Origin of the sequence: Streptomyces rapamycinicus NRRL 5491 (assembly GCF_024298965.1) — a bacterium.
Taxonomy (GTDB): Bacteria; Actinomycetota; Actinomycetes; order Streptomycetales; family Streptomycetaceae; genus Streptomyces; species Streptomyces rapamycinicus.
Window position 1 is genome coordinate 8,526,153 of the sequence record NZ_CP085193.1, and the last position, 23,134, is coordinate 8,549,286.

The following is a 23,134-nucleotide window of genomic DNA, read 5'->3' on the forward strand; positions in this document are numbered from 1 at the left end:
GCCCCGCCCGGGGACGTGGACGCGGAGCCCACATCCACACCACACCTCAAGGAGCCACCAGCCCCGTGAAACCCCCGAGAGCCACCCTCTTCCGCACCGCCGCCGCGCTCGCCACCCTGGCGCTGGGCGCGGCGGCCGTGCCCGCCGTCTCGCAGACCGCCCGGGCCGCGGCCACCAGGACCCAGGCCGCCACCGCCGAGGCGCAGTGGATCGACCGTGCCACCGTCGTCTGGAAGGTCGAGCACACCGCCGCGACCGCCGAGGAGTTGCGCTACGCGGGCGGCGGCACGCTGCGGCTGGCCCCGGCCACCCTGACGGACGCCCAGAAGGCCGCCTACCCGCACCTGGCCGACCGCCCCGCCTACCGCCTCGACCCGCGCGACCGCGACAAGGCCGCCACGGCGCTGCGCGGCCCGCTCACCGTCGTCCAGCGCGCGGCCGGCGACCGCGACCACGTACTGCACCGCACCGGAGTGCAGATCCCCGGCGTGCTGGACGACCTCTACGCCGACCGGGCGCGCCGGGCCCGCCTCGGCCCGGTCTTCCACGGGGGCCGCCCCACCCTCTCCGTCTGGGCGCCGACCGCCCGGAGCGTGTCGCTCGACCTCGACGGGCGCACCGTCGCCATGCGGCGGGACCCCGGCAGCGGGGTGTGGAGCGTCACCGGGAGCCCCGACTGGCGGGACAAGCAGTACCGCTACCGGATCCGGGTCTGGGCGCCGACCGTCGGCAAGACCGTCACCAACGAGGTCACCGACCCCTACTCCACCGCCCTGACCGCCGACTCCGCCCGCAGCCTGGTCACCGACCTGGCCGACCCCCGGCTCGCCCCCGCCGGCTGGGCGTCGCTGAAGAAGCCCGAGGCCGTCCCGCTGCGCGACGCCCGCATCCAGGAACTGCAGATCCGCGACTTCTCCATCGCGGACCGGACCAGTGCCCACCCCGGCCAGTACCTCGCCTTCACCGACCGCGGCTCGGACGGGCTGCGGCACCTCACGCGGCTGGCCCGGTCCGGCACCTCGTACGTCCACCTCCTGCCCGCGTTCGACTTCGGCACCGTCCCGGAGCGGCGCTCCGACCAGGCCCGGCCCGGCTGCGAGCTGGCCGCCCTGCCCGCCGACTCCGACCAGCAGCAGAAGTGCGTGGCCCAGGCCGCCGACAGGGACGGCTACAACTGGGGCTACGACCCGCTGCACTACACCGTGCCGGAGGGGTCTTACGCGAGTGACCCGGAGGGCCCGGCCCGCACCCGCGAGTTCCGGCGGATGGTGCAGGGGCTGGCCCACGCCGGGCTGCGCACCGTCATGGACGTGGTCTACAACCACACCGTGGCCGCCGGGCAGGACGACAAGTCGGTGCTCGACCGCATCGTGCCCGGCTACTACCAGCGGCTGCTGGACGACGGCAGCGTGGCCACCTCCACCTGCTGCCCCGGCACCGCGCCCGAGCACGCGATGATGGGCAAGCTGGTGGTGGACTCGATCGTCACCTGGGCCCGTGAGTACAAGGTCGACGGCTTCCGCTTCGACCTCATGGGCCACCATCCCAAGGCCAACATCCTGGCCGTGCGCAAGGCCCTCGACGCCCTGACCCCCGCCAAGGACGGGGTGGACGGCAAGTCGATCATCCTTTACGGCGAGGGCTGGGACTTCGGCGAGGCGGCCGGGGACGCCCGCTTCGTCCAGGCCACCCAGCGCAACATGGCCGGCACCGGCATCGCCACCTTCAGCGACCGGGCGCGGGACGCGGTGCGCGGCGGCGGGCCGTTCGACGAGGACCCCCGTGTGCAGGGCTTCGCCTCCGGACTCTTCACCGACCCCAACGGCTCACCCGCCAACGGCGGCCCGGACGAGCAGCGGGCCCGGCTGCTGCACGCCCAGGACCTGATCAAGGTCGGGCTCTCCGGCAACCTCGCCGACTACACCTTCACCGACACCGCCGGACGCCGGGTCAAGGGCTCCGAGGTCGACTACAACGGCTCCCCGGCCGGATACGCCGCCGCCCCCGGCGACGCGCTCGCCTACGCCGACGCCCACGACAACGAGACCCTCTACGACGCGCTCGCCTACAAACTCCCCGCCACCACCTCGGCCGCCGACCGGGCCAGGGCCCAGGTGGTGGCCCTGGCCACCGCCACCCTCTCCCAGGGCCCGGCGCTCAGCCAGGCGGGCACCGATCTGCTGCGCTCGAAGTCGCTGGACCGCAACTCCTTCGACAGCGGGGACTGGTTCAACGCCATCCACTGGGACTGCGCGTCCGGCAACGGCTTCGGCCGGGGACTGCCCCCGGCGGCGGACAACGAGCCCAAGTGGCCCTACGCCAAAGCCCTGTTGACCAACCCGGCCGCACGCCCCGGCTGCGCCGAGATCACGGGCGCCTCGGCGGCCTACCGGGATCTGCTGCGGATCAGCACCACCGAGAAGGCGTTCAGCCAGACCACGGCGGAGGGGGTGCGGCAGGCGCTGTCCTTCCCGCTGTCCGGGACCGGGGAGACGCCGGGCGTCATCACCATGCGGCTCGGCCCGCTCGTCGTGGTCTTCAACGCGACCCCGTCCCGGCAGTCGCAGACCGTCCCCGCCCTGGCCGGGACCCCGTACGCCCTCCACCCGGTCCAGGCGCACGGCGCCGACGCCACGGTGCGGACGTCCGGCTACGAGCGCGCGACCGGCACCTTCGCCGTGCCCGGCCGCACGGTCGCCGTCTTCAGGGCGGGGGCGGCGGGGCGCTGAGGGGTTCGGCGGATGTCGGCCGCGGTTCGAGGCGCCCCAAAGGGACGCGGGGCCGTGTCGATGTGCGGCTCCGGCGCGTGGGCGTGACCGGCCACGACGGTGGGTGCCGCGGATGACCGACGGCAGGGCGGGGTACTTCCAGCGGAGCGTCAGTGGAGGGGGCTCAGTCGGTCGCCGTTGGTCAGGCGGGCCCTCAGGTCGGCGCGGGCGCCTGCCTTGGCGGGGAGGGTCAGGCCGCGGCCGTAGGAGCGGCCCCGGACGCCGCCGCTGGCGACGATGCCGGTCACCTGGCGGCTTCCGGCGGCCAGCAGGTACCAGTGGCCGGACCGGGCCTTCCACAGCACCCCCGCCAGCACCCGCGGCTCGCGCGGGCCGCAGGCGGGGGAGTTGTCGGCGCCGGCCGCGACCGCGCCCGCCCTGCCACGGCGGGTGTCCCACGGCTGGAACTGGGCCAGGACCTTGCTGCCCGTGCCCCGCCAGGTGTCGGCACGGGTGCACAGCCAGGCCGCGTGGCCGCCCGCCTCCGGCAGGGCCTGGGCGGCGAACCGCCAGGCGTTGACCGAGCGCACCCCGCGCGCCCGCATCATCGTCAGCCGGCATCCGGTCCTGGCCCAGCTGACCCGGGCGGCCCGTCCCGCCACGTCGCGCACCCCGGCGCCGGGGGTGCCGTAGGTGAGCCGGGCCGGGGCCAGTTCGCCGAGGTCGGCCACCAGCCGCGAGCCGAACTGGAGCGCGGGCCAGCCACGGCAGGGGCGCAGCCGCGGGACGGTGCGCACCGGGTCGGTCACCCCGTCCCCGGTGCGGCGCAGCGCGCGCGGCGCCATGGCCGGGTGCAGCAGGTCGCGCACCCAGGCGTGCCGCACCCAAGGGGCGGTCAGATAGCGGACGTTGCCGTCCGTGCGGCTGAGGACCAGCGCGGTCGAGGTGCCCGCGTCGGCGGCGTCCAGCCGGGCGAAGTCCAGCGCGACCGCGCCGCCCTCACTCGCCTCCGCGTACCGCGCCACTCGTAGCCCGTCGTACAGCAGCACCACCGTGGCCTGGTCCACCTCGCCCGCGAACAGCAGCTGCGGCGGCCCCGACGGCGGTCCGGACTGCGTGCCCATGGTGGCCGACACCCGTACCGAACCGCCCGGCCGCGCCCAGACGGCCAGCGCGCGGCGCAGCAGCGCGGTGTCCCGGACCCGGTCGCCGCGCGCGGGCCAGGAGGAGAAGTCGGCGCGGGACGCGGTGCGCCAGGTGTCGGGCGCGGCGCGGGTCAGCCTGTCCGGGTCCAGGGCGCGTTCGGAGGCCGGATTGCGGGCGTACGAGGGCGCGGCGGCACCGCTCGGCCCCCAGCCCCGCCCCGGCATCCCCAGCAGCGTGCCGCACACCACCAGCGCCACCACGGCCACCAGCACCGCCCGCAGATGCTGACGGCGGCGCACCAGATCGGTGGGCCGCGCCTGGAGCGAGCACGGGTCGAACTCGGCGGACTCCAGCAGCGATTCGTCCCGGCTGCCCGCCGGATCCGGCACCGACTCGGCCTCGTCCACCGCGTCCCGCGCGTCGGCGACCCCCGCGGAGCGCAGCAGGGCGCGCGTCTCGTGCTCGTCGAGCTGCTCCAGCTCCAGCAGGACGTATGCGGCGCGGCCGGGTCCTGACAGCTCCGAAAGCGCCTTCTCCAGGGCGAGTTCATCGGCGCCGCCGGAGCGCGGGAACAGCCGCAGCCCGAAAACCTGTGGCAGCGCCGGGGGCCGCTGCCACCAGGGCCGCTGCCGGGCGGCGCGCAGCGCCAGGCGGAGCACCCGCAGCCGCACATAGGCGTAGCCCGTGTCGGCCCCCGGGCCCTTCGTCCCGCGCTGCCAGGGCAGTTCGACGTCCGGGTGCGGGTCCGGGCCGGTGCCGTAGCCCCGGTTGCGGGGCAGCGCGCGCTGGGCGAGGGCATGCGCCGCGAGCACCCGGCGGGTGCGCCCGATGCCCGGCGGCAGGATGAGGTACGCGAGCCGCACCAGCCGGGGATAGTGCTCGACGATGGCGGCCTCGGCCTGCTCGACGTCGATCAGGCCGGTGGTTTCGTCGTCGGTGGCGACTGTCGCCTGGTGCTGGTCCACGTGTCGTGAACGAGTGGCGGGCGGGGTTGGTCACCTACGGGTGTCCGGCGGGACTTGGCGCCCGCGGCGGACTGTTCCCCTCCCCGCCCCTTCCCGAAACTGGGGCTCTGCCCCAGGCCCCGATCCCGGGGCTTCGCCCCAGACCCCGTACAGGGGCTTCGACCCAGGCCCTGGGGGGCCATGGGCGGAGCCCCTGCCCTGCGGCGGAGGCCCACCGCCCATGGCCCCCGGACGCCCTTCGGGCGTGTCCTCAAACTCCCCCAGCTACCGCTGGGAGGTGCCCCCTGACGGGCTGAAATCAGCCCCTCCGGCGATTGAGGAGCGGGGTCTGGGGCGGAGCCCCAGTTGTGGGAAGGGGCGGGGAGGGGGAACGGCCCGCCGCAGGCGTACGCGTACCGCCGGACACCCCCTGCGCCCCACCCTGCCGCTGACGCCGACCCGCTACGGCGTACTCGTCCTCCAGCCGCTCAACTCGACCGTCCCCCGGGCGCCCGTACCGCCGTTCGCCGCGGTCATGAAGATCCCGGCGTCCTGCGCGGCCGCCCCGCCCGGCGCCGTCACGGTGGCCACCTTCCGCCAGCTCGCGCCGTCGTCGGTGGACAGCTCGCCGGTGTAGGAGGTGGCGGCGGTGCGGGTCAGCCGCAGCAGTACGGGCGCCTTGACGCCGGTGATCCGCTGGTAGGTGTCCAGCGTGCCGTCGCCGCCCGAGTCGTACGACAGGACGACACCGTTGGCCGGGGTGACGGAGAGGTTCACGAAGCCGGGGGAGCCCGCCGTGGCGAGGTCGTCGCGGACGATGATCCCGGCCCGCGCCCAGGGCCCGGTGACCGCCTGGGCGTCCACCTTCACGGTCACGGTCGTGCCCACCGTAAGGACGCCGTCGCGGTAGACGGAGCCGAATTCGGCGGTGCCCTTCCACAGGTCCTGGCCCGCGCCGTCGATCGCGAACCGCTCGTCCAACTGGCCGAAGGCCGCACCGCTGTTGGTGACCGTCTTCAAGCCCTCTGCCAGCGGTCCGGCGATCCACAGCGTCCCGGTGCGTACGGCCCGCACCCGCTCCTCGCCCCGCGGCCCGTACGTCACGCCCAGTTCGTACGGCAGTGGCTTGAGCGGGTGCTCCAGCGGGTCTTCGGGCGCGGTCGCCCGCCAGCGGACCTCGCCGGTGCCGCCCGCCGGGACGCCCGGCAGCCGGGTCGGCCCGTCCGGGGACGGGTCGAGCCCGGCCGCGGTGAGGTCGAAGTCGACGCGGCCGGTGGGGCGCAGCCCGTTGACGTTGCGCAGGGCGGCGGTGAGGGTCGCGGAGCCGCCGGGCGGCAGGGTGGCGGGCTCGGCGGTGACGGTCAGCGTGCCCTGGTACGGGGCCTTGGCCAGCGCCTCGTACACCCGCTTGGCGGTGCGGTGGGCGTCGGCCGTCGGCCGCACGGGGTAGCTCTTGCGCTCGCGCGTCCACGGCTCCTCGACGGCGAACCAGTCGAAGGTGCGCGGTGCGCGGTTCTCCGCCAGCGCGTCCGCCAGCTCGTCCAGATAGGACTGCCACTGGGGGAGGTGGAAGTCGGCGATGAGGCCGCTCCAGTCGCGGTTGGCGTAGTTGGCCAGTTTGCCGCCGTCGGCCGTGGCGCGGTCCGCCCAGGTGGTGATGAGGGTGCGCGCGGCCCGCTCCAGCTGCGCCGACTCCTCCTCGCCCGACGCCATCCGCTTGGCGTCCTCGAGCCATGGGCCCAGCAGGAACCGCCGGTGGGCGCCGGTCATGTCGTCGCTGAGCCGCATCAGTTTGAGCCACAGCCGGGACAGCGTCTTGAAGGCGGTGCGGTCCTTACGGTCATAGGCGTCCTGGAGCTGCGGGATCAGCTGCCAGGAGCGGTTGGCGAGGGCCTGCCGTGCGATGTCGGTGAGGTCGTGGCGGTAGGCGTCGCTGTCGCGCAGCCCGGCGCGCACGCCCAGCAGCGCCGCGAAGGCCACGTCGAACCCGGCCGGGTCGAAGGCGGGGGTGTGGGTGGCGTAGTTGGTGCCCGAACGCGCGCTCAGGGAGGGCCGGGCGGCGAACACCGAGTCGTGCGGGCGGCCGTCCTTGCTGCTGATCTCGTACGCGGTGCCGCGCAGCGCGGCGAACGCCTCCCGGGCCCTGGTGTCCGGCCCGCCGTAGCGCACATCGGCGTAGGAGCGGAACCACTCGGCCCGGTCCACCGCCTCATCCCGCCACGCCAACTCGCTGAACAGCTCCAGCGCGGCCGGATCCCGCTCGACCGCCTCCGGCATATAGGCCGTGCCGACCAGCTTGCTGCCCGGTTTGTCGCGCCATACGGTGAACCGCTTGGTCCACATATGGGTCTTGGCGCCGATCGTGGTGCGGCCGCCGAAGTTGGGGATGGTGCCGAACGCGTACGGCACCCCACCCCAGTCCCGCTCCCGGTCGGTGACCGTGTCCAGGTCCGAAAGGCCGTCCACGATGAGCATCCGGTCGTGGTCGACGGCGTCCAGCAGATCGCGGCGCGGGTTCTCCTGCCAGCCGAGGATCACCCAGGTGGCGCCGGGGCGCGAGGTCTGGAGCGAGGTCTCCACGGCGCGGGCGGCCTCCGGCACCGGAACGTCCCCGGGGTCGCCGCCCTCGTGCAGCAGATCCATCTTGAACAGCTCGGCCTCGCCGAACAGTTCGCCCTGATGGCGGTAGAAGGCGGCGGCCACCTTCCGGAACACCTCGGTGCGCGGATCGAGCCAGTCGGGCCGCCGGAGCCCGTTCCAGTCGCCCTGCGGGACCGTACGGCCCCCGGGGTTGCGTTCCGCGAAGCCGTCCGGGACGGTGCCGAAGTAGCCGGGGAACACCGGCCGCATGCCCAGCTCCCGCAGCCGGTCGGCGATCCGCCGCCCCAGCTCGGTGCGCTTGGCCAGGAGCGCGGTGGACACCGGTCCGCCGTAACCGCTCATGTTCTGCAGCAGCCACCACGGCTGGTGGGAGGGGGCGGGGAGCCAGGCCCGCGCCTCGTCTTCCGTATAGCCGAAGTCCTGGAGCAGCCGGTGGTAGACACCCTCCTGACCGGCGGTGACCAGCAGTTCGTTGCAGCCGTGCAGGGCCGCGATGTCGATCAGGTGCTCCCAGCGGTCCCAGTCGGCGAACGGCGCGGTGTAGCCGTCGTGGGTGTCGTTGAACGCGAAGCGGTGCGGGAGCGCGGTCGAGCGGGTGACGCGCCGGGCGGGCGCGGGCAGCTTCTTCGGCAGGTTCAGCTGATCGCCTGACCAGGTGATCTGGGCGTGGCAGGTGTACTTGAGGTACCAGTGCACACCGGTGAGCAGCACCGCCGGACTGGTCCCGGAGACCGTCAGCCGCCCCGCGGACCCGCCGACCTCGAACCGCTCCTCGGCACCCCGCTTCTCCAGCGCCACCAGCCGGAACTGATCGGCGTGCGTCGGCAGCAGCCGTCGCAGGGCGGCGCGCGCGGGAGCGGTGTCGAATGCGGCCACTGCGGTGTCCTGTGTGTCGTGTGGTTCGTCGGCCACCGCGGGGATCCGGCTCCCCAGTGTGGCCCCGGCCCCCAGTGCTCCGGCGGTTCCGATCAGCGTGCGTCTGCTCAGGTCGCTCATGCGCCCCCCAACGGACAACGGCCAATGGGTCATATGGACAAGGCACTTAACCAGCGTTGTGGGGTGGGAGCAATGGGGCGCACGGGAGGCCGGGGCACGGCCGGCCGGCTCCGGCGGCTCAGTCCCGGTCGAGGTAGGCCAGCACTGCCAGCACCCGCCGGTTGTTGTCGTCCGACGGCGGCAGGCCGAGCTTGCCGAAGATGTTGGAGGTGTGCTTGGCGATCGCCCGCTCGGTGACGAACAGCTGCGCCGCGATCGCCGTGTTGGACCGCCCCTCCGCCATCAGCTCCATCACCTCCAGCTCCCGTGGCGTCAGCCGCCCCAGCGGCTGGTCCTGGGCGCGCCGGTCCAGCAGCTGCGAGATCACCTGTGGATCCATCGCGGTGCCCCCGGCGGCGACCCGGCGCACCGCGTCGATGAACTGATCGGCGTCGAAGACCCGGTCCTTGAGCAGATAGCCGATGCCGCCGCTGCCGTCCGCGAGCAGCTCCCGCGCGTACAGCTGCTCCACGTGCTGCGACAGCACCAGCACCGGCAGCCCCGGCCGCGCCCGCCGCGCCGCCAGCGCGCACTGCAGCCCCTCGTCGCTGAACGACGGCGGCAGCCGTACGTCCACCACCGCCACATCCGGCTCCAGCTCGGCCAGCGCCTTGCTCAGCTCGGGCCCGCTCTCCACGGCGGCCACGACCTCGAAGTCGTACGCCTCCAGCATCCGCACCAGCCCGTCCCGCAGGAGGAAGAGGTCTTCGGCGAGGACAACGCGCACGGCGGCTCCAAGGCGTCTTCGGGCCCCACGGGGTGGGGGACGTGACCGAATCCGACGAATGTACCGCTGTGCGGTGAGACACGGGCGGCACCGGCAAGGCGGCGTGGTTCGCCCTCGCGCCGCCGACCCCCGAGGAGCAGCACGGGAACCGTTCTGCCGGATTCCGCGTAATGTCCTCTTGACATGCTGCCGGCCGGTGGCGGGTGAACGAAGGGGGAGCCGGTGCTGGGTCGGATGCGGGTGACGGTGGGCGTGGCGGTGTCGCTTTCGGTGGCGCTGGTGGCGTGCGGGCCGGAGAAGGAGAAGGAGTGGACGGGGGCGGAGCCTTCGAAGGGGTCCGCGGCCGAGGCCGCGCGGTTCGCGCCGTTGGTGCGGCTGGCCAAGGGGGAGTCGCTGTTGCCGATGGACGCGACGCGGTTCATCGGGCGGTCCGCGCTGCGCTTCGACCACGATGGCTTCTGCCGTGACGAGGGGCCGGTGGCCGATCCGCCCGACCCGCGGCAGTTGGGGAGTAAGGACAATCCCTACAAGCACGCGGACGTGCAGCCGGGGAAGTCCTCGTCCAAGCCGGTGTCCTGCCCCGGGCACGGGGACAAGTGGCACACCTCGACCGAGGCCGACGGCGGTTTCTATCTCGACCCGCCGAAGGAGGTGCGGAAGGGTGAGGGCACTGACGCGCCGGTCTACTGGGAGTACCACAACCACAAGACCGACCCGAAGCGCGCGGCGTACGTCTTCTGGTTCTTCTACGCCTACAACAACCTGACCCCGGGCAACCGGCACGAGGGCGACTGGGAGCGCGTCGCGGTCCAATTGCGCGACGGCAAGCCGGAGGCGGTGACGTTCGCGAAGCACGGCAAGGACACGTGCAGTGTGAAGTGGTCGGAACTGGATCCGCAGGACGGACATCCGACGGTGTACTCGGCGCGTGGTTCACACGGCTCCTATCCGACCGATAAGAACCAGTGGGTGAACGGCACGCTCGACCGGCCCTCGAAGGGCGGCGCCGAGTGGCGCACTTGGGAGCACGCCCGCCCCGTCAACCGCGAGCCCTGGTGGGGGTACGCCGGGTGGTGGGGGTCGCAGCAGCATGTGAGCGGATTCAACGGGCCGATGGGCCCGCGCCCGGGGCGTCTGCTGTCGGGCATCTTCACCAACGACAGTTGCGGGCCCGCCGACAAGCCGCCGACGGATCCGCCCAAGGACCAGCCCACGGAACAGCCCACGGAACAGCCCACGGACCAGCCCACGGACCAGGCCGCGCCCAGGACGAAGGAAGGGGCGATCCGGCGGTACGAGGAGTATCTGCACGCCGTGGGCCGGGAGGACATCAAGACGGTCTGCGAGGTGGCCGGGCCCGCGGCGAAGCAGGCGGAGGACCAGGGGTTCGGTCCGTGCACGTCCACGTTCCTCGTCACGTTCCAGATGATCTCGCCTACGCAGAAGAAGGCTCTGCAGACCGCGACGGTCGATCCGCAGAAGGTCGTCGTACGAGGCCCCGACAAGTTCGACATCCCGGCCGCGGCGGTCAAGGCCTCCGTCACCTTCTCCGAAAACGAGATCGGGACCAGCACCCTGGAGTACATGAAGGACGACTGGTACATCACTGACTGAGCGCGCGCGCCGCCGCGCGGTAGTGGTCGCGTATGTCCTGGCGCAGCAGCGCGCCGAACCCCGCGTGCTCCACACGGGAGGCGAGCTGGTCGCGGCTCACCCCCAGGGCGTCGGCAGTCGCGCCGAAGTGCCAGTCGTGGGCGGCGAGAAGGGTGAGCAGATGGCCGCGCCGGGTCTGGGCCTCGGAGAGGCGGAAGGTCTTGAGGTAGGCGAGGCGGCCGTCCTCGTGGGTGATGGTCTCGCCGATGTGCTGCTCGGCCCGGCGGTGGAACGGCGGCAGGAAGCGGGACAGGGCGAACGGCCCCATCCGGCGCACCCGCTGGACCTCGTACGCGGTGTCCAGCAGCCCACCCGCGAGCGCGGTGGTGTGGAAGTCCGCCCATTCCGCCCGCTGCCGGGCCGCCTCGGCGCGCAGCCCGGCCAGCGAGTACACCGCGCCGTCCGCTATCCGCGCCCGGAAGTCGGGCACGGGCCCGTACAGCGTCGCGTAGTGGTACACCAGCTCCCCGTACAGATCGTGCAGCAGCGACGGATGCAGGGCGCGGTAGTCGTCCGGATGCGGTACGACGAAGGCGGCGGCGAGCGCGTCGGCGGCGTAGAGCAGCACCCCGCACTGGCCCGGGTGGATCTCGAAGACCCGGAGCGCGTCGCCGAGCCCCGCCACCTCGGCGCCGGTGTACGCCTGCTCGACCCGCGGCGACAGACCGGTACTGACCGCCCGGTGCGACCACTCCTCCCACACCACCGCCGGGCCGCCGAAGTGCAGGGCGAGATAGCCCTCCAGCGCGAGGTGCAGGGGGAGGAAGCGCAGCCGGTCGCGGTCGACGCGGCGCGCCATCCGGCGGTGGAAGCGGAGGGAGACGCACGGCGGCGGGCCGGCCCGCCGCTCGTCCCCCTGCCGCAGCCGGGTGCCGTACGCCGCGGCCGGGGTCCCGTCGGCCGTCCAGGTGGCGACGAAACCATGCGGAATGTAGGCGTAGTACGCCGTGCGCCGGTCGAGCGCGACGGCGGCGAGGTCGTCGCCGTAGAGCCGGGCGTCCAGCCGCAGATCGGCGATCGGCTCGTCCCGGACCAGGGGCACCAGCCGGATCGCGCCCCAGGTCTGGGCGGGCAGGGCGGTCAGCCCGGTGAGCTCCAGCGTCGTGGTGGTGGTCATGGCTCCGTTCCTTCGGTCATGGCCGGTCCAGGAAGTGCCGCACCCGGGCGTCGAGATGCGCCCGCAATTCGGCCAGGCCGGTACGCCCCTCCGCGAACCGCGCGAACTCCACCAGCGTCGGCAGGTCCTCCGCGTCCCGCACCCCGGCCGTGGGCACGCCCGGCGCCAGCCGCCGTACGTCGAAGCCCTCCGCGTCATAGACCGGGTTGAGGTGCGCCACAGCGGTGCGGTGGCCGGGGTCGAGGCGGGCGCGCCAGACGCGCAGCACCTCTCCGGCCAGTCCGGGCGGTGCGTTGTCCCAGCCGTCGGAGACGATCAGCAGCCGGTCCGGCCGGTGCTCCAGCGCGTCCAGGATCCGCTCGCCGAGCGGGGTGGGGCCGTACGGATACCGCGTCAGCGGATCCCGGCCGCCCGACAACCACAGCGGAATGAACTCCTCGGCCAGTGCTTCCAGCAGGAAGTGACAGCCGAGCGCGACGGCGAGCGGGCGGCGCCGCTTCCGCGTGGAGCCGAACGACGAGAAGCTGTCGTCGAGGACCGCCGCGACCCGGCCCCAGGTACCGGCCCGGGTGCCCGCCGCGCGCCGTGCGGCGGCGCGCAGCGCGGCGGTCAACTCGACGCGGCGCGCGGCCCGTTCGTCCAGCGGGAGCGAGAGCACATAGGTCGCCAGCCGGGTCAGCGGCATGGTGGCCGGATCCGCCCGTACGGAGTCGGCCCCGGCCGCGCGGGCCGCGCCCTGGAGCCGCAGCCGCTCCAGCCGGGTGAGCCGCGGGGCGATCCGCTCCAGGAAGACCTCGCGGTCGATGCCGTGCTTGGCGGCGAAGCCCTCGGCGACGGTGTACGGGAGGTCGTACACCGCGGACTGCTCGTAGTGGGCGCGGCGCCACGCCTCCAGCAGCGGGGAGCCGAACCCCTCGCTCCGGCGGCCGACCGGCTCGAAGAGGAACGGGCCGAGGTCGCCGTCGAGCCGCAGATGCGCGTGGCGGACGGCCGACTTGACCGCCCCCCGGTACTTCACCGCGTCGAACGCCGGATCGGGGCGGGCCGCCAGCCAGTCCCGCACGATGGCGCGGGTGCGGCGGTTGTTGACCCCGGCCCGGCGCAGCCCGCGGAACAGCCGGTAGACCCGGGGCGGCGGAAGGGCGGCGAGACGCCGGGCGATCAGCCGGCCCTCGGTCCGGCGCTGTTCCGGTGTGGCCTCCTTGGCGCTCTCCAGCAGCCGCCGAACGATGAGCGCCGCGTTGTGGTCATTGATGTTCAGCGCGAGGGTCGCCGCGTACAGATCCCGGTAGTTCCCGAGCATGTAGGAGTGCAGGAAGTCGAGCGACATGCGCTGCTCGCCCGCGTCGGAGTGGAATTCCCGCTGGCCGGTCGAGGTGATGGCCGCGTTCACGAAGAGCAGGACGTCCTCGGCCGCGACCAGGTCGGCCGGCGTCTCCATATCGGCCAGCGTCTCCATGGGGCCTCCGGCGACGGGGTGCGGGAGCCGGCCGGGGAATGGGGGCACGAACTGCGAATCGTCGCTTAGCAGGCGGGTTCCGGAAGTCGCACCGGAGTCCCGCGGCCGGCATCGGCACGCTAACACCGGCGCGGCGCGTCCCGCCGCCGGATTTTCCCCGGCGGTGGGTCATCGGGCGGCGCCCTGTGCCGAGAGGACGCAGGGGATCTCCATCGTCACCATGGTGGGCCCGCCGGCCGGGCTGCTGACCGCGAGGACCCCGTCGAACGTGCCCAGCCGCCGCTCGACGCCGCTCAGCCCGCCGTCCGGGGTGATCTCCGCGCCGCCGCGGCCGTCATCGGTCACGGTGACGCGCAGCATGCCGTCCTGGTGGTGGATGTCCACCCACATCCGCGACGCCCCCGCGTGCTTGGCCGCGTTGGTCAGCACCTCGCTGACCGCGAAGTACGCCGCGGACTCGACCGGTTCGTCGGGGCGGCCCGTGAGGTCCACGTCCACCTCCACCGGCACCGCCATCCGCAGCGCCAGCGCGCGCACCGCGTCCCCCAGGCCGCGCTCGGCCAGTACGGGCGGATGGATGCCGCGGACCAGGTCGCGCAGTTCGGCCAGGGCCTCGGCGGAGTTCGTACGGGCCGCGGCGAGCAGCTCCCTGGCCCTGGCCGGGTCCTTCTCGATCAGCGCCTCCACGGTGCCCAGGCTCATGCCCATCGCCACGAGCCGGGCCTGGGCGCCGTCGTGCAGATCGCGCTCGATGCGGCGCAGTTCGGCGGCGGAGGTGTCCACGGCGTCGTGCCGGGTCTCGGTGAGCCGCAGCACCCGCTGCTCGAGCGCCATGTGCGGGGTCGGGTCCAGGAAGGAGCGCGCCAGCAGGAAGTGGCCGCGCAGCAGGACAGGGGAGAGGACCGACCCGAGGGCGATGAAGCCGACGCCGACCGGGACGGCCAGCAGGGCGGTGCCCAGCGAGTCGATGGGCAGGAACGCGTACCAGTACGTGCCGCCCGCGTCCACGATCGGCTGCCACACCCCGGCGGCCAGTACGAACCCCTCGAGCCCGTACGGCATGAAGGCGAAGGCCAGCAGCGCGATGGCGTACCCGGCCGTCATGTCGACCTGGAGCCACAGCAGATCGCGCCAGGTGGCCGGGTCCTTCAGCAGGAAGGTGCACAGCTCGACCTGGCCGGTGACCCCGGAGCGCCGATCGGCCGGCAGCGGGCGGTACGGCAGCTGGATCCGCACATCGGACCAGGAGGCGGCCAGCAGCCGGCGCCGATTGGCGTGCGCCCGCACCGCGCGGATCAGCGGAGGGGTGGTGAACACCCCGATGCCCAGTGAGATGAAGCTGATCGACACGATCGTCAGCACGGACAGGGTGATCGACACCAGCGCGAGCCAGGAGACGGCGAACCCCCGTGCGCAGGCCGTCAGCGCTCCACGTGCCCTCATCCGGCTTCCCCCTCGCTGGTCGGAATGTCGTGCCCGCACCGGCGGGCCATCTCAGTGTGTCAGCGGCCTGCCGCCCGGGCACGGGGGCCGGACACCGTCCCGGGGTGTACCTGGCACCACCTCCCCGCCTCGCCCTATGGCTCGGCGACAGGGTGGCTGCCCGGCTGGGGCGCGGACCTGCGGTTTTCTAGCGTCGTGGCATGACCTGTTCCGTCCGTACCTCACGGGGAGAGACGCCATGAGCGCAACGAGGAAGGGCCTGGCCGTGCGGCTGGGTGGGTGGAGCATCCGCCACCGCAAGACCGCGATCGTCGGATGGCTGCTGTTCGTCGTGGTCGTCGCCGTGGTCGGGGGAATGTCGGGGTCCCGGCAGATGACCAACTCCGAGAACAGTACGGGCGATTCCGCACGCGCCGAGAAGATCCTGGAGGACGCGGGCCTCCAGACCCCGGCCGGCGAGATGGTGATGCTGCGCGGCGACCGCCCGGACGCCTGGCGGGACGCGGCCCGCGACCTCTTGGCGCGGCTGGAGCGTACGGGCGAGACGGTGCGCGTCCAGCCCCCGGTGCGCTCGGAGGACGGACGGGAGGCACTGATCAGCTTTGAGATGAAGGGCGACCCGGATACGGCCGGGGAGCGGGTCGGTCCCGTCGTCGAGGCGGTGGAGAAGACCGAATCGGCCCATCGGGGCGTCGTGGCCTACGAGTTCGGCGACGCCACCGCCCAGCATCGGCTCGACGACATGCTGACCGACGACTTCAAGAAGGCCGAGCTGACCGCCGTACCGCTGGCGCTGGGCATCCTGCTGGTGGTCTTCGGGGCGCTGGTGGCCGCGCTGCTGCCGGTGCTGCTCGCGGTGACCGCCTGCGTCGGCACCTTCGGACTGCTCGCCCTCGTCAGCCACCAGCTGCCCCTGTTCGACTCCACCAACTCGGTGATGTTCCTGGTGGGCCTGGCAGTCGGCGTCGACTACTCGCTGTTCTACCTGCGGCGGGAGCGCGATGAGCGGGCCGCGGGCCGGGACGCCGGGACCGCGCTGCGGATCGCGGCCGCCACCAGCGGCCGGGCGGTGCTGATCTCCGGGGTCACGGTCATGCTGGCGATGGCCGGGATGTTCCTGTCCGGGCTGATGCTGTTCCACGGCTTCGCGGTGGCCACCATCCTGGTCGTGCTGATGGCGATGCTCGGCTCGGTGACCGTGCTGCCCGCGATGCTGTCCTGGCTGGGCGACCGGATCGACGCCGGGCGGGTGCCGCTGCTGAACCGCCGCCGGAAGAAGGGCGTGCACGCCAGCGGTGGCCTCTCCGGCAGGCTGATGCGGCCGGTCCTGGCCAGGCCGAAGCTGTTCGCCGCCGTATCGGGCGTACTGCTGCTGGTGCTGTGCGCGCCCGCCGTCGGGATGAAGACCGAACAGCTCGGCCTGGAGAAGCAGTTCGGTTCCGACGCCCCCATCACCGTGGCGTACCAGGAGATCACCGGCTCCTTCCCCGGCGGCCCCGCCCCGGCCGAGGTGGTGCTGCGCTCCGACGAGGTCGGCTCCGCCCGCTTCGACGCGGCCGTGGCGGACTTCAAGAAGGAGCTCGCCGCGTCCGGACGGTTCGGGAAGACGGTCGACGTCGAGGCGCACCGTACGGAGGGGGTGGCCCGGATCGAGGTGCCGCTCGCCGGGGACGGTCAGGACGCCACCTCCCGGCGCGCCCTGGACACCCTCAAGGAGGACCTGGTGCCGAGGGTCCTCGGACCGGTCTCCGACCAGGTGTACGTGACCGGTGAGCTCGCCTCCAGCCGCGACTTCAACGACCAGCTGAAGACCGACATCGCACCGGTCTTCCTCTTCATCGCCGCCGTGACCTTCGTACTGATGCTGCTCTGCTTCCGGTCGCTGCCGATCGCGATCGTCTCGATCCTGCTCAACCTGCTGTCGGTGGGTGCCGCGTACGGCACGATGACCGCCGTCTTCCAGCACGGCTGGGGCGCGGAGTGGCTGGGGATGGAGCCGGCCGGGGCGATCGAGGGGTGGATGCCGCTGTTCGTCCTCGTCATCCTCTTCGGACTGTCGATGGACTACCACGTGTTCGTGGTCTCGCGGATCCGGGAGGCCCATGAGCGGGGGCTCACCACCCGGGACGCGATCCGCGAGGGCATCCGGACGACGGCGGGCTCGGTCACCGGGGCGGCCGCCATCATGGTCGCCGTGTTCGCGGTCTTCGCGCTGCTGCGGATGCAGGACATGCAGCAGATGGGCGTCGGGCTCGCGGTCGCGGTGCTGGTGGACGCCACGCTGGTGCGGATGGTGCTGCTGCCCTCGGTGATGGCGCTGCTCGGGGAGCGCAACTGGTATCTGCCGCGCGCCCTGCGGTGGCTGCCGAACGTGAGCCACGGCGAGGAGCCGGTGGAGCGGCCGCGGCCGCCGCTGGTGGGGGCGGGTCGCTGAGGCCGCGGACCCGCACCACATGCGCCCGCCGTGGCGGACAGGCTCCTGGCCTGCCCGCCACGACGGGCGTCATGGGTTCACGGATGCGTTCAGACGGTGGGCACGTACTTGTACCCCACCCGCCGCACCGTCACGATCGTCCCCCGGTGCTCGGCGCCCATCTTGCGGCGCAGCCGGGCCACATGGACATCGACGGTCCGACCGTCGCCGACATGGCCGTAACCCCACACCGTGGTCACCAGCTGGTCGCGGGTGTGCACCCGGTGCGGATGGGCGACGAGATGGCTCAGCAGCTCGAACTCGAGGTACGTCAGGTCCAGCGGCCGCCCGGCGATCTCGGCGGTGCGCTGGTCGGGGTCGATCCGGATCAGCTCGTCACCCGACACCGCCGGAACCCCCTCCGTGGGCGGGCCCGCCGCCTCGGGCACCTGCCGGTCGGCCGGGACCAGCACCAGATAGCCGACCATCGGCGGATGGCCGGGGAGTGCGGGCACGGTGTGCGGGGGAGCGGGCAGCCAGGTGGCGCCGGGGTGCAGCAGCTCGGCGACCGGTGGCACCTCGTCGGGTGCGACGGCTCGCAGCCGCTGGCGGGCGGGTGGCAGGGATGGGCCGGTCGGGGCCGCGGAGGCGGACGACAGGCCACGGAGGTTCGTCATGAGGTCAGCTCTTTCGCGCGAGAGGGCGTCAGTGGACGTCGTGCGCGCGGGCTGGGCGGCCGGGCGGAGAGGTCAGCGACCGAGCGAGCGGGCCCGCGCATCGGATGCGCGGCAACACTCGCGGTCGAAGTGGTGCGCCTGCCGGGACGGCCAGAACGGCTCGAGGTCGTAACGACCCGTCGCGATGTCATGGAGGCTGGCCATGGCCCTATTGAAGCAGATACCGGGCCCGGGGCGCTCGGCCGTTGACCGGGAAGAGGTGCGACGATGCCCCGGTAAGAGGCCCCGCGCGGAAAGCCCCGCAGGCCGCCGCGTACCCCTTGAGGAGCGCAAGCCCATGCCGCACATCGTCGTCGAATACTCCGACACCCTGACCGACGCGTTCGACCGCCCCGGGTTCGGTGCCGCACTGCACCCGGTGGTCGCCAAGACCGTCGACACGGCGGTGGCGGGCTGCAAGACCCGGTTCCGGCGGATAGAGGAGGCCCATCTCGCGGACGGCGCCGAGGGCCTCGCCATGATCCACATCGAGGTGTCGATCCTGTCCGGGCGCGACGCGGAGACCAAGCGGGAGCTGTCCGCCGCGGTGGTGGAGGTGGCGCGCGCCCATGTCTCGCCGGTGCCGGGGCTGACCGTGCAGACCACCGTTGACGTGCGGGATCTCGACCGGGACTGCTACCAGAAGCATGAGGCGGCCCATCCCGCCTGACGGAGGCGCACGATACACCTTTAAGTGCAAATCCGGCATCTACCTATATGCCAAGGTGAGGCGCACAATGGGGGTGCGGTGTTTTTACCGCACTGTGCGGTCAGACTTGCATGGATCGAAGGAGGCGAGTCGAATGGCCGACGTCTCACGTGCGAGAGGCGATATAACGGGCCACCCCGACGTGTCCGAGATGCGGGAGCGCTACGCACGCATGATGGACGCGCGGGACGTTGTCTTCCTCGACGGGCCGGTGCTTCTCGCCGGTCTGTACTTCGCCATCTCTCCCTGGGTGGTGCACTTCTCGGGCACCAGCCCCAACCTCATGGTCAACAACCTCGTCCTCGGTATCACCATCGCCCTGCTGGGTCTCGGCCTCACCACGGCGCCGAGGAGGATGTACAGCCTGTGCTGGGCCATGTCCGCGATCGGCGTATGGATGATCATTTCCCCCTGGGTGGTCGCCCGGGGCGCCGATGCCGGGATGATCGTGAACAATGTCGTCGTGGGTGCCATCACCTGCCTGTTCGGCCTGATCGCGGCCGGCATGGTGATGCGGAAGGGCAGGGAAACCTGACCGGACGCTGAATCACCGAACCGTCTGGACAACGGCGAAGGCCGTCCACCGCATACCCTTCGGGGTCGTGCGGCGGACGGCCTTCGCGCGTTGACCCCGCTCCGCTGCGGGCTCTGGTGCGGGGCTCCCGCGCGTGCTCCGCCGCGTGCTCTTGCGCGGGCCTCAGCCGATCGGCTCGGGCAGCGGGACCACGTCGTAGGAGCACTCGATGGTCCGGCCGGTGGCCGGGTCGCCCAGCTCCACCCGCCAGCGCCCGGCGAACTGGTCCACGCCCTCGGCCATCGGGATGGTGCCGGAGATCAACACGGTGCCGGGCACCAGGTCACCGCGTTCGCGCAGCACCTCGACCCAGTACGCGGGCGGCAGCAGCTCGGCCAGGGTGCCGCTCTGCACCTCGGTCTCCTCGCCGTCGTGCGTGACCCAGGCGCGGAGCGTCAGGTCGTCGAGGCGGGGCGCCACATCGGACAGCCGCCAGGCGCGGGTGGCCAGCACGTCGGGGGCCGCGTTCTTGCTCCAGGCCACGCCGTGGACCTCCAGCTCCCGGTCGGTGTGGTCGCAGGCCGCGGTCAGCAGCAGCTCCCCGTCCGCGGCCACGACCAGCGCCCACTCGGCCTCGCCCGAGGTGCGGGAGTGCTGGACGCTGACGCGGCCGGTCTGCTGGGCCAGATAGGGGGCGACCGGGTAGAGGGCGGGCGTCACGGAGGGTGCGGGCACGCCCAGCTCGGCGAGCTCGGCCACATGGGCGGCCACGTCCTCCTGGCTGCGTCCCGCGTAGCCCGCGTTGAGCACCTGGACGACCTCCACGTGGTGCAGGGAGCCATCGGGGAGTTCGAAGGTGAGCGAGGACGGGGCGGACTGTGCTGCGGGCTGCGACGGCTTCGTTGTCATGGGTGCTGTGCTCTCCAGGGCGCGGTGGGGCTTGTGGGGGCGATCTGCGGTTTCTGTGCTTGCCGAGCGGTCACCCGCTGGCGCGGGGACCGCGCTTTTCGCGGTTTCGAAGCGGTTAACTTCCTCCGGAGGGGTTGCGCATACGCTTGGTATACAAGAAGTATGCCGGAAGGTCGATCCGCGCAACCCCCACCCCTCGCACCACCACGAAAACGCCACGTACCATCCCGTAAGCCTCATGCACCACCTCGAGGACGGAATATGCAGCCCACCGCATCGAGCGCACCGCCACCCCGGGCCGACCGGTCCGGGGTCCGTCGCGCCTTCGTCGCCAGCCTCACCGGCACCGCCCTGGAGTGGTACGACTTCGCCGTCTACTCCGCCGCCGCGGCCCTGGTCTTCGGCGATCTCTTCTTCCCCTCCAAGGACCCCACCACCGGCACCCTGCTGGCGTTCTCCACCTACGCCGTCGGCTATGTCTCCAGGCCGCTGGGCGGCTTCGTCTTCGGGCGGCTCGGCGATGTCATCGGCCGCAAGAAGGTGCTCATCGCGACGCTCGTGCTCATCGGCGGCGCCACCCTGCTGATCGGGCTGCTGCCCACCTACGCCACGGTCGGCGTCGCGGCCCCGGCCGCGCTGGTGCTGCTGCGCTTCGCGCAGGGCGTCGGCGTCGGTGGCGAGTGGGGCGGCGCGGTGCTGCTGTCCAGCGAGTTCGGCGATCCGCGGCGGCGTGGCTTCTACGCCTCCGCCGCGCAGGTCGGCCCGCCGGCGGGCAATCTGCTGGCCAACGGAGTCCTGGCCGCGCTGGGCGCGACGCTGACGGAGGACCAGTTCACCAGCTGGGGCTGGCGGGTGGCGTTCCTGCTCTCCGGGCTCCTGGTGGTGTTCGGGCTGTGGATCCGCGCCAAGCTGGAGGAGACCCCGGTCTTCAAGGCGATGGAGGCCGCGCAGGACCGCCCGGAGGCGCCGCTGCGCGAGGTGTTCACCACCCAGCCGAGGGCGCTGACCGCCGCGATCCTCAGCCGGGTCGCGCCCGATGTGCTGTACGCGATGTTCACCGTCTTCGTGCTCACCTACGCCACCAATGAACTCGACATGTCACGCGGCTCGGCGCTCACCGCCGTGCTGATCGGCTCCTCGCTGCAGATCGTGCTCATCCCGCTGGCCGGGGCGCTCTCGGACCGGGTCAACCGGCGGCTGCTGTACGTGGGCGCCGCGGTGGCCGCCGGGGTCTGGCCGTTCCTGTTCTTCCCGCTGGTCGCGGACGGCAGTTGGGCGCTGCTCACCCTCGGCGTCGTCGGCGCGCTGGTGATCCACTCGCTGATGTACGGGCCGCAGGCGGCCTTCATCGCCGAGCAGTTCTCCCCCCGGCTGCGCTACACCGGCTCCTCGCTCGCCTACACCCTCGCCGGGCTCATCGGCGGCGCGATCGCGCCGCTGCTCTTCACCACGCTGCTCGGGGCCTACCACGCCTGGGTGCCGCTGGCCGTCTACATCGCGATCACCGCCGCGGTCACGGTGGCGGGCCTCTGGCTGGGCCGGGACCCGTCGACCGCCGAGGAGGAGGAGCCGGAGCCGCTCCCCGTCGGCCACACCGTCTCCACGACCGTGTCCTGACCGCGGTCCTGCCCCGTCCGGTCCGGTCCTGTCCCGTCCGGTCCTGTCCCGCCCGCCCCGCTGCGTGGAGCTGTAAAGCGAGCCGTACCGGGGAAGGGGCGGGATGGGGCCGCGTACCCTGCCGAGATCACGAACCCCGACCGCACTCCGACGCTCCCGACCAGGGCCGCGCTCCGACCCTCCGACCCTCCGACCAGGAAATGAGGCAAGCACCCGCCATGCCCCTCCGCATCGCACTGAGCCAGATCACCACGGGCCCGGACCCGGCGTCGAACCTCGCCCTGCTGCGCGAGGAGACCCAGCGGGCGGCGGACGCCGGGGCGCGTCTGGTCGCCTTCCCGGAGGCGGCCATGGCCTGCTTCGGCACCCGGCTCGGCCCCATCGCCGAACCGCTGGACGGCCCCTGGGCCACCGAGGTCCGGCAGATCGCGAAGGACGCCGGGCTGGTGGTCGTGGCCGGGATGTTCACCCCGGCGCCCGACGGCCGGGTGACCAACACCCTGCTGGCCACCGGCCCGGGGGTGGAGACCTCCTACGACAAGATCCATCTGTATGACGCCTTCGGCTTCGCCGAGTCCAAGACCGTGGCCCCGGGCTCCGAGGTGGTGACCTTCGACCTCGACGGCGTCCGGATCGGCCTGGCCACCTGCTACGACGTACGGTTCCCCGAGCTCTTCCGGGCCCACGCCGACGCGGGCGCGGTGCTCTCCCTGCTGCCCGCCTCCTGGGGCGCGGGGCCCGGTAAGCGCGAACAGTGGGAGCTGCTGACCCGGGCGCGGGCGCTGGACGCCACCGTATGGCTGGCGGCCGTGGGCCAGGCCGACCCGGAGGCGTCCGGCCTGACCGCCGCGTCCTCCGCCCCCACCGGTATCGGCCACAGCGCCCTGATCGGCCCCGACGGCACCGTACGGGAGCGGCTGGACGCGGGGCCTGGGCTGCTGGTGGGGGAGGTGGACACCGAGGAGGTCACCGCCGTGCGCCGCACGGTGTCCGTGCTGGCCAACCGCAAGCTGGGCGGACAGTCATGAGCGAGGCCGGGCGTACGGCCGCGAGCGGCACCGGCGGGGCCAAGCCGGAGCACGAGTTCCATCTGCCCGCCGCGCCCTGGCAGCGGCCGCCGGGCGCGGCCGTGGGGGTGAGCGAACAGATCCTGGCCGCGGACGGCAGCGGCACCCACACCACCGCCCTGGTGCGCTGGGAGCCGGGGACGGACACCTCCCCGTCCGGGGTGGTCCGCCACGACGGCTGGGAGGAGGTCTATCTCCTCGAGGGCAGCATGCGCGATCTGACCCTGGGGGAGACCTTCTCGAGCGGCTTCTACGCCTGCCGGCCGCCGGGGATGCCGCATGGCCCCTGGGTCTCCGAGGAGGGCGTCACCATGCTGGTGATCACCTATCCGGAGGCAACGGCCGGGCGCTGACGC

At 72.8% G+C, this 23,134-nt stretch carries 15 protein-coding genes and 1 pseudogene; 8 read left to right on the forward strand and 8 right to left on the reverse strand.

Annotated elements, in window-relative coordinates:
- Positions 1–194: 194 nt before the first annotated feature.
- Positions 195–2,729 (forward strand): annotated as a pseudogene (gene pulA, locus LIV37_RS35775) (pullulanase-type alpha-1,6-glucosidase); the annotation flags it as partial.
- A 149-nt stretch (positions 2,730–2,878) separates the two neighbouring features.
- On the opposite strand, the gene LIV37_RS35780 reads toward pulA, so the two are convergent.
- From LIV37_RS35780 to LIV37_RS35790, 3 genes are all read right to left on the reverse strand, one after another.
- Complete coding sequence (locus tag LIV37_RS35780) at positions 2,879–4,819, reverse strand: hypothetical protein (RefSeq protein WP_020871946.1); 1,941 nt, start codon at positions 4,817–4,819, stop codon at positions 2,879–2,881.
- Positions 4,820–5,260: 441 nt separating this feature from the next.
- A complete protein-coding gene (locus LIV37_RS35785) occupies positions 5,261–8,395 on the reverse strand; it encodes an alpha-N-acetylglucosaminidase (protein WP_020871947.1) in 3,135 nt (1,044 codons plus the stop codon).
- A 118-nt stretch (positions 8,396–8,513) separates the two neighbouring features.
- Positions 8,514–9,161, reverse strand: a complete 648-nt coding sequence (locus LIV37_RS35790) for a LuxR C-terminal-related transcriptional regulator (RefSeq protein WP_020871948.1) — start codon at positions 9,159–9,161, stop codon at positions 8,514–8,516.
- Positions 9,162–9,383: 222 nt separating this feature from the next.
- Here LIV37_RS35790 and LIV37_RS35795 point away from each other — a divergent pair, with 222 nt between their 5' ends.
- Positions 9,384–10,775 (forward strand): PT domain-containing protein, encoded by a 1,392-nt coding sequence (locus LIV37_RS35795; RefSeq protein ID WP_274596667.1) that lies wholly within the window; start codon positions 9,384–9,386, stop codon positions 10,773–10,775.
- On the opposite strand, the gene LIV37_RS35800 is transcribed toward LIV37_RS35795, so the two are convergent.
- The 3 genes from LIV37_RS35800 to LIV37_RS35810 all read right to left on the reverse strand — a co-directional run bounded on the left by LIV37_RS35800 (position 10,765) and on the right by LIV37_RS35810 (position 14,833).
- Positions 10,765–11,931 carry an ARPP-2 domain-containing protein gene (locus LIV37_RS35800; RefSeq protein ID WP_020871950.1) on the reverse strand — a complete coding sequence of 389 codons (1,167 nt, stop codon included), beginning with the start codon at positions 11,929–11,931 and terminating at the stop codon, positions 10,765–10,767. The two genes, LIV37_RS35795 and LIV37_RS35800, sit on opposite strands and share 11 nt — an antisense overlap.
- Positions 11,932–11,947: 16 nt before the next feature.
- Positions 11,948–13,372 (reverse strand): hypothetical protein, encoded by a 1,425-nt coding sequence (locus LIV37_RS35805; RefSeq protein WP_121825069.1) that lies wholly within the window; start codon positions 13,370–13,372, stop codon positions 11,948–11,950.
- Between the two features lie 186 nt (positions 13,373–13,558).
- Complete coding sequence (locus tag LIV37_RS35810) at positions 13,559–14,833, reverse strand: sensor histidine kinase (protein WP_020871952.1); 1,275 nt, start codon at positions 14,831–14,833, stop codon at positions 13,559–13,561.
- A gap of 238 nt (positions 14,834–15,071) precedes the next feature.
- Here LIV37_RS35810 and LIV37_RS35815 point away from each other — a divergent pair, with 238 nt between their 5' ends.
- Positions 15,072–17,267 (forward strand): MMPL family transporter, encoded by a 2,196-nt coding sequence (locus tag LIV37_RS35815; RefSeq protein ID WP_121824109.1) that lies wholly within the window; start codon positions 15,072–15,074, stop codon positions 17,265–17,267.
- 89 nt (positions 17,268–17,356) lie between these two features.
- On the opposite strand, the gene LIV37_RS35820 is transcribed toward LIV37_RS35815, so the two are convergent.
- Positions 17,357–17,923, reverse strand: a complete 567-nt coding sequence (locus LIV37_RS35820; RefSeq protein ID WP_020871954.1) for a winged helix-turn-helix domain-containing protein — start codon at positions 17,921–17,923, stop codon at positions 17,357–17,359.
- Positions 17,924–18,260: 337 nt separating this feature from the next.
- Between LIV37_RS35820 and LIV37_RS35825 the strand changes: the two genes are divergently transcribed.
- Entirely contained in the window at positions 18,261–18,632 is a 372-nt protein-coding gene (locus LIV37_RS35825; RefSeq protein ID WP_020871955.1) for a 5-carboxymethyl-2-hydroxymuconate Delta-isomerase, read from the forward strand.
- 133 nt (positions 18,633–18,765) lie between these two features.
- Complete coding sequence (locus tag LIV37_RS35830) at positions 18,766–19,206, forward strand: SPW repeat protein (protein ID WP_020871956.1); 441 nt, start codon at positions 18,766–18,768, stop codon at positions 19,204–19,206.
- Positions 19,207–19,368: 162 nt separating this feature from the next.
- On the opposite strand, the gene LIV37_RS35835 is transcribed toward LIV37_RS35830, so the two are convergent.
- The gene (locus LIV37_RS35835; RefSeq protein WP_020871957.1) at positions 19,369–20,094 is read right to left on the reverse strand and encodes a DUF2848 domain-containing protein; all 726 of its coding nucleotides are present in this window, start codon (positions 20,092–20,094) and stop codon (positions 19,369–19,371) included.
- A gap of 261 nt (positions 20,095–20,355) precedes the next feature.
- On the opposite strand from LIV37_RS35835, the gene LIV37_RS35840 reads away from it, so the two are divergent.
- The 3 genes from LIV37_RS35840 to LIV37_RS35850 all read left to right on the forward strand — a co-directional run bounded on the left by LIV37_RS35840 (position 20,356) and on the right by LIV37_RS35850 (position 23,131).
- Positions 20,356–21,711 (forward strand): MFS transporter, encoded by a 1,356-nt coding sequence (locus LIV37_RS35840; protein ID WP_020871958.1) that lies wholly within the window; start codon positions 20,356–20,358, stop codon positions 21,709–21,711.
- A gap of 218 nt (positions 21,712–21,929) precedes the next feature.
- Positions 21,930–22,739, forward strand: coding sequence for a carbon-nitrogen hydrolase family protein (locus LIV37_RS35845; protein ID WP_020871959.1), 810 nt, complete (start codon positions 21,930–21,932; stop codon positions 22,737–22,739).
- A complete protein-coding gene (locus LIV37_RS35850) occupies positions 22,736–23,131 on the forward strand; it encodes a cupin domain-containing protein (protein WP_020871960.1) in 396 nt (131 codons plus the stop codon). The genes LIV37_RS35845 and LIV37_RS35850 overlap by 4 nt, the downstream gene beginning before the upstream one ends.
- Positions 23,132–23,134: the final 3 nt, after the last annotated feature.

Coding starts and splice junctions, on each gene's coding strand:
- LIV37_RS35785 (WP_020871947.1), bottom strand. CDS start 8,395: ATGAGCGACCTGAGCAGACGCACGCTGATCGGAACCGCCGGAGCACTG.
- LIV37_RS35800 (WP_020871950.1), bottom strand. CDS start 11,931: ATGACCACCACCACGACGCTGGAGCTCACCGGGCTGACCGCCCTGCCC.
- LIV37_RS35805 (WP_121825069.1), bottom strand. CDS start 13,372: ATGGAGACGCCGGCCGACCTGGTCGCGGCCGAGGACGTCCTGCTCTTC.
- LIV37_RS35810 (WP_020871952.1), bottom strand. CDS start 14,833: ATGAGGGCACGTGGAGCGCTGACGGCCTGCGCACGGGGGTTCGCCGTC.
- LIV37_RS35815 (WP_121824109.1), top strand. CDS start 15,072: ATGAGCGCAACGAGGAAGGGCCTGGCCGTGCGGCTGGGTGGGTGGAGC.
- LIV37_RS35820 (WP_020871954.1), bottom strand. CDS start 17,923: ATGACGAACCTCCGTGGCCTGTCGTCCGCCTCCGCGGCCCCGACCGGC.
- LIV37_RS35825 (WP_020871955.1), top strand. CDS start 18,261: ATGCCGCACATCGTCGTCGAATACTCCGACACCCTGACCGACGCGTTC.
- LIV37_RS35830 (WP_020871956.1), top strand. CDS start 18,766: ATGGCCGACGTCTCACGTGCGAGAGGCGATATAACGGGCCACCCCGAC.
- LIV37_RS35835 (WP_020871957.1), bottom strand. CDS start 20,094: ATGACAACGAAGCCGTCGCAGCCCGCAGCACAGTCCGCCCCGTCCTCG.
- LIV37_RS35840 (WP_020871958.1), top strand. CDS start 20,356: ATGCAGCCCACCGCATCGAGCGCACCGCCACCCCGGGCCGACCGGTCC.
- LIV37_RS35845 (WP_020871959.1), top strand. CDS start 21,930: ATGCCCCTCCGCATCGCACTGAGCCAGATCACCACGGGCCCGGACCCG.
- LIV37_RS35850 (WP_020871960.1), top strand. CDS start 22,736: ATGAGCGAGGCCGGGCGTACGGCCGCGAGCGGCACCGGCGGGGCCAAG.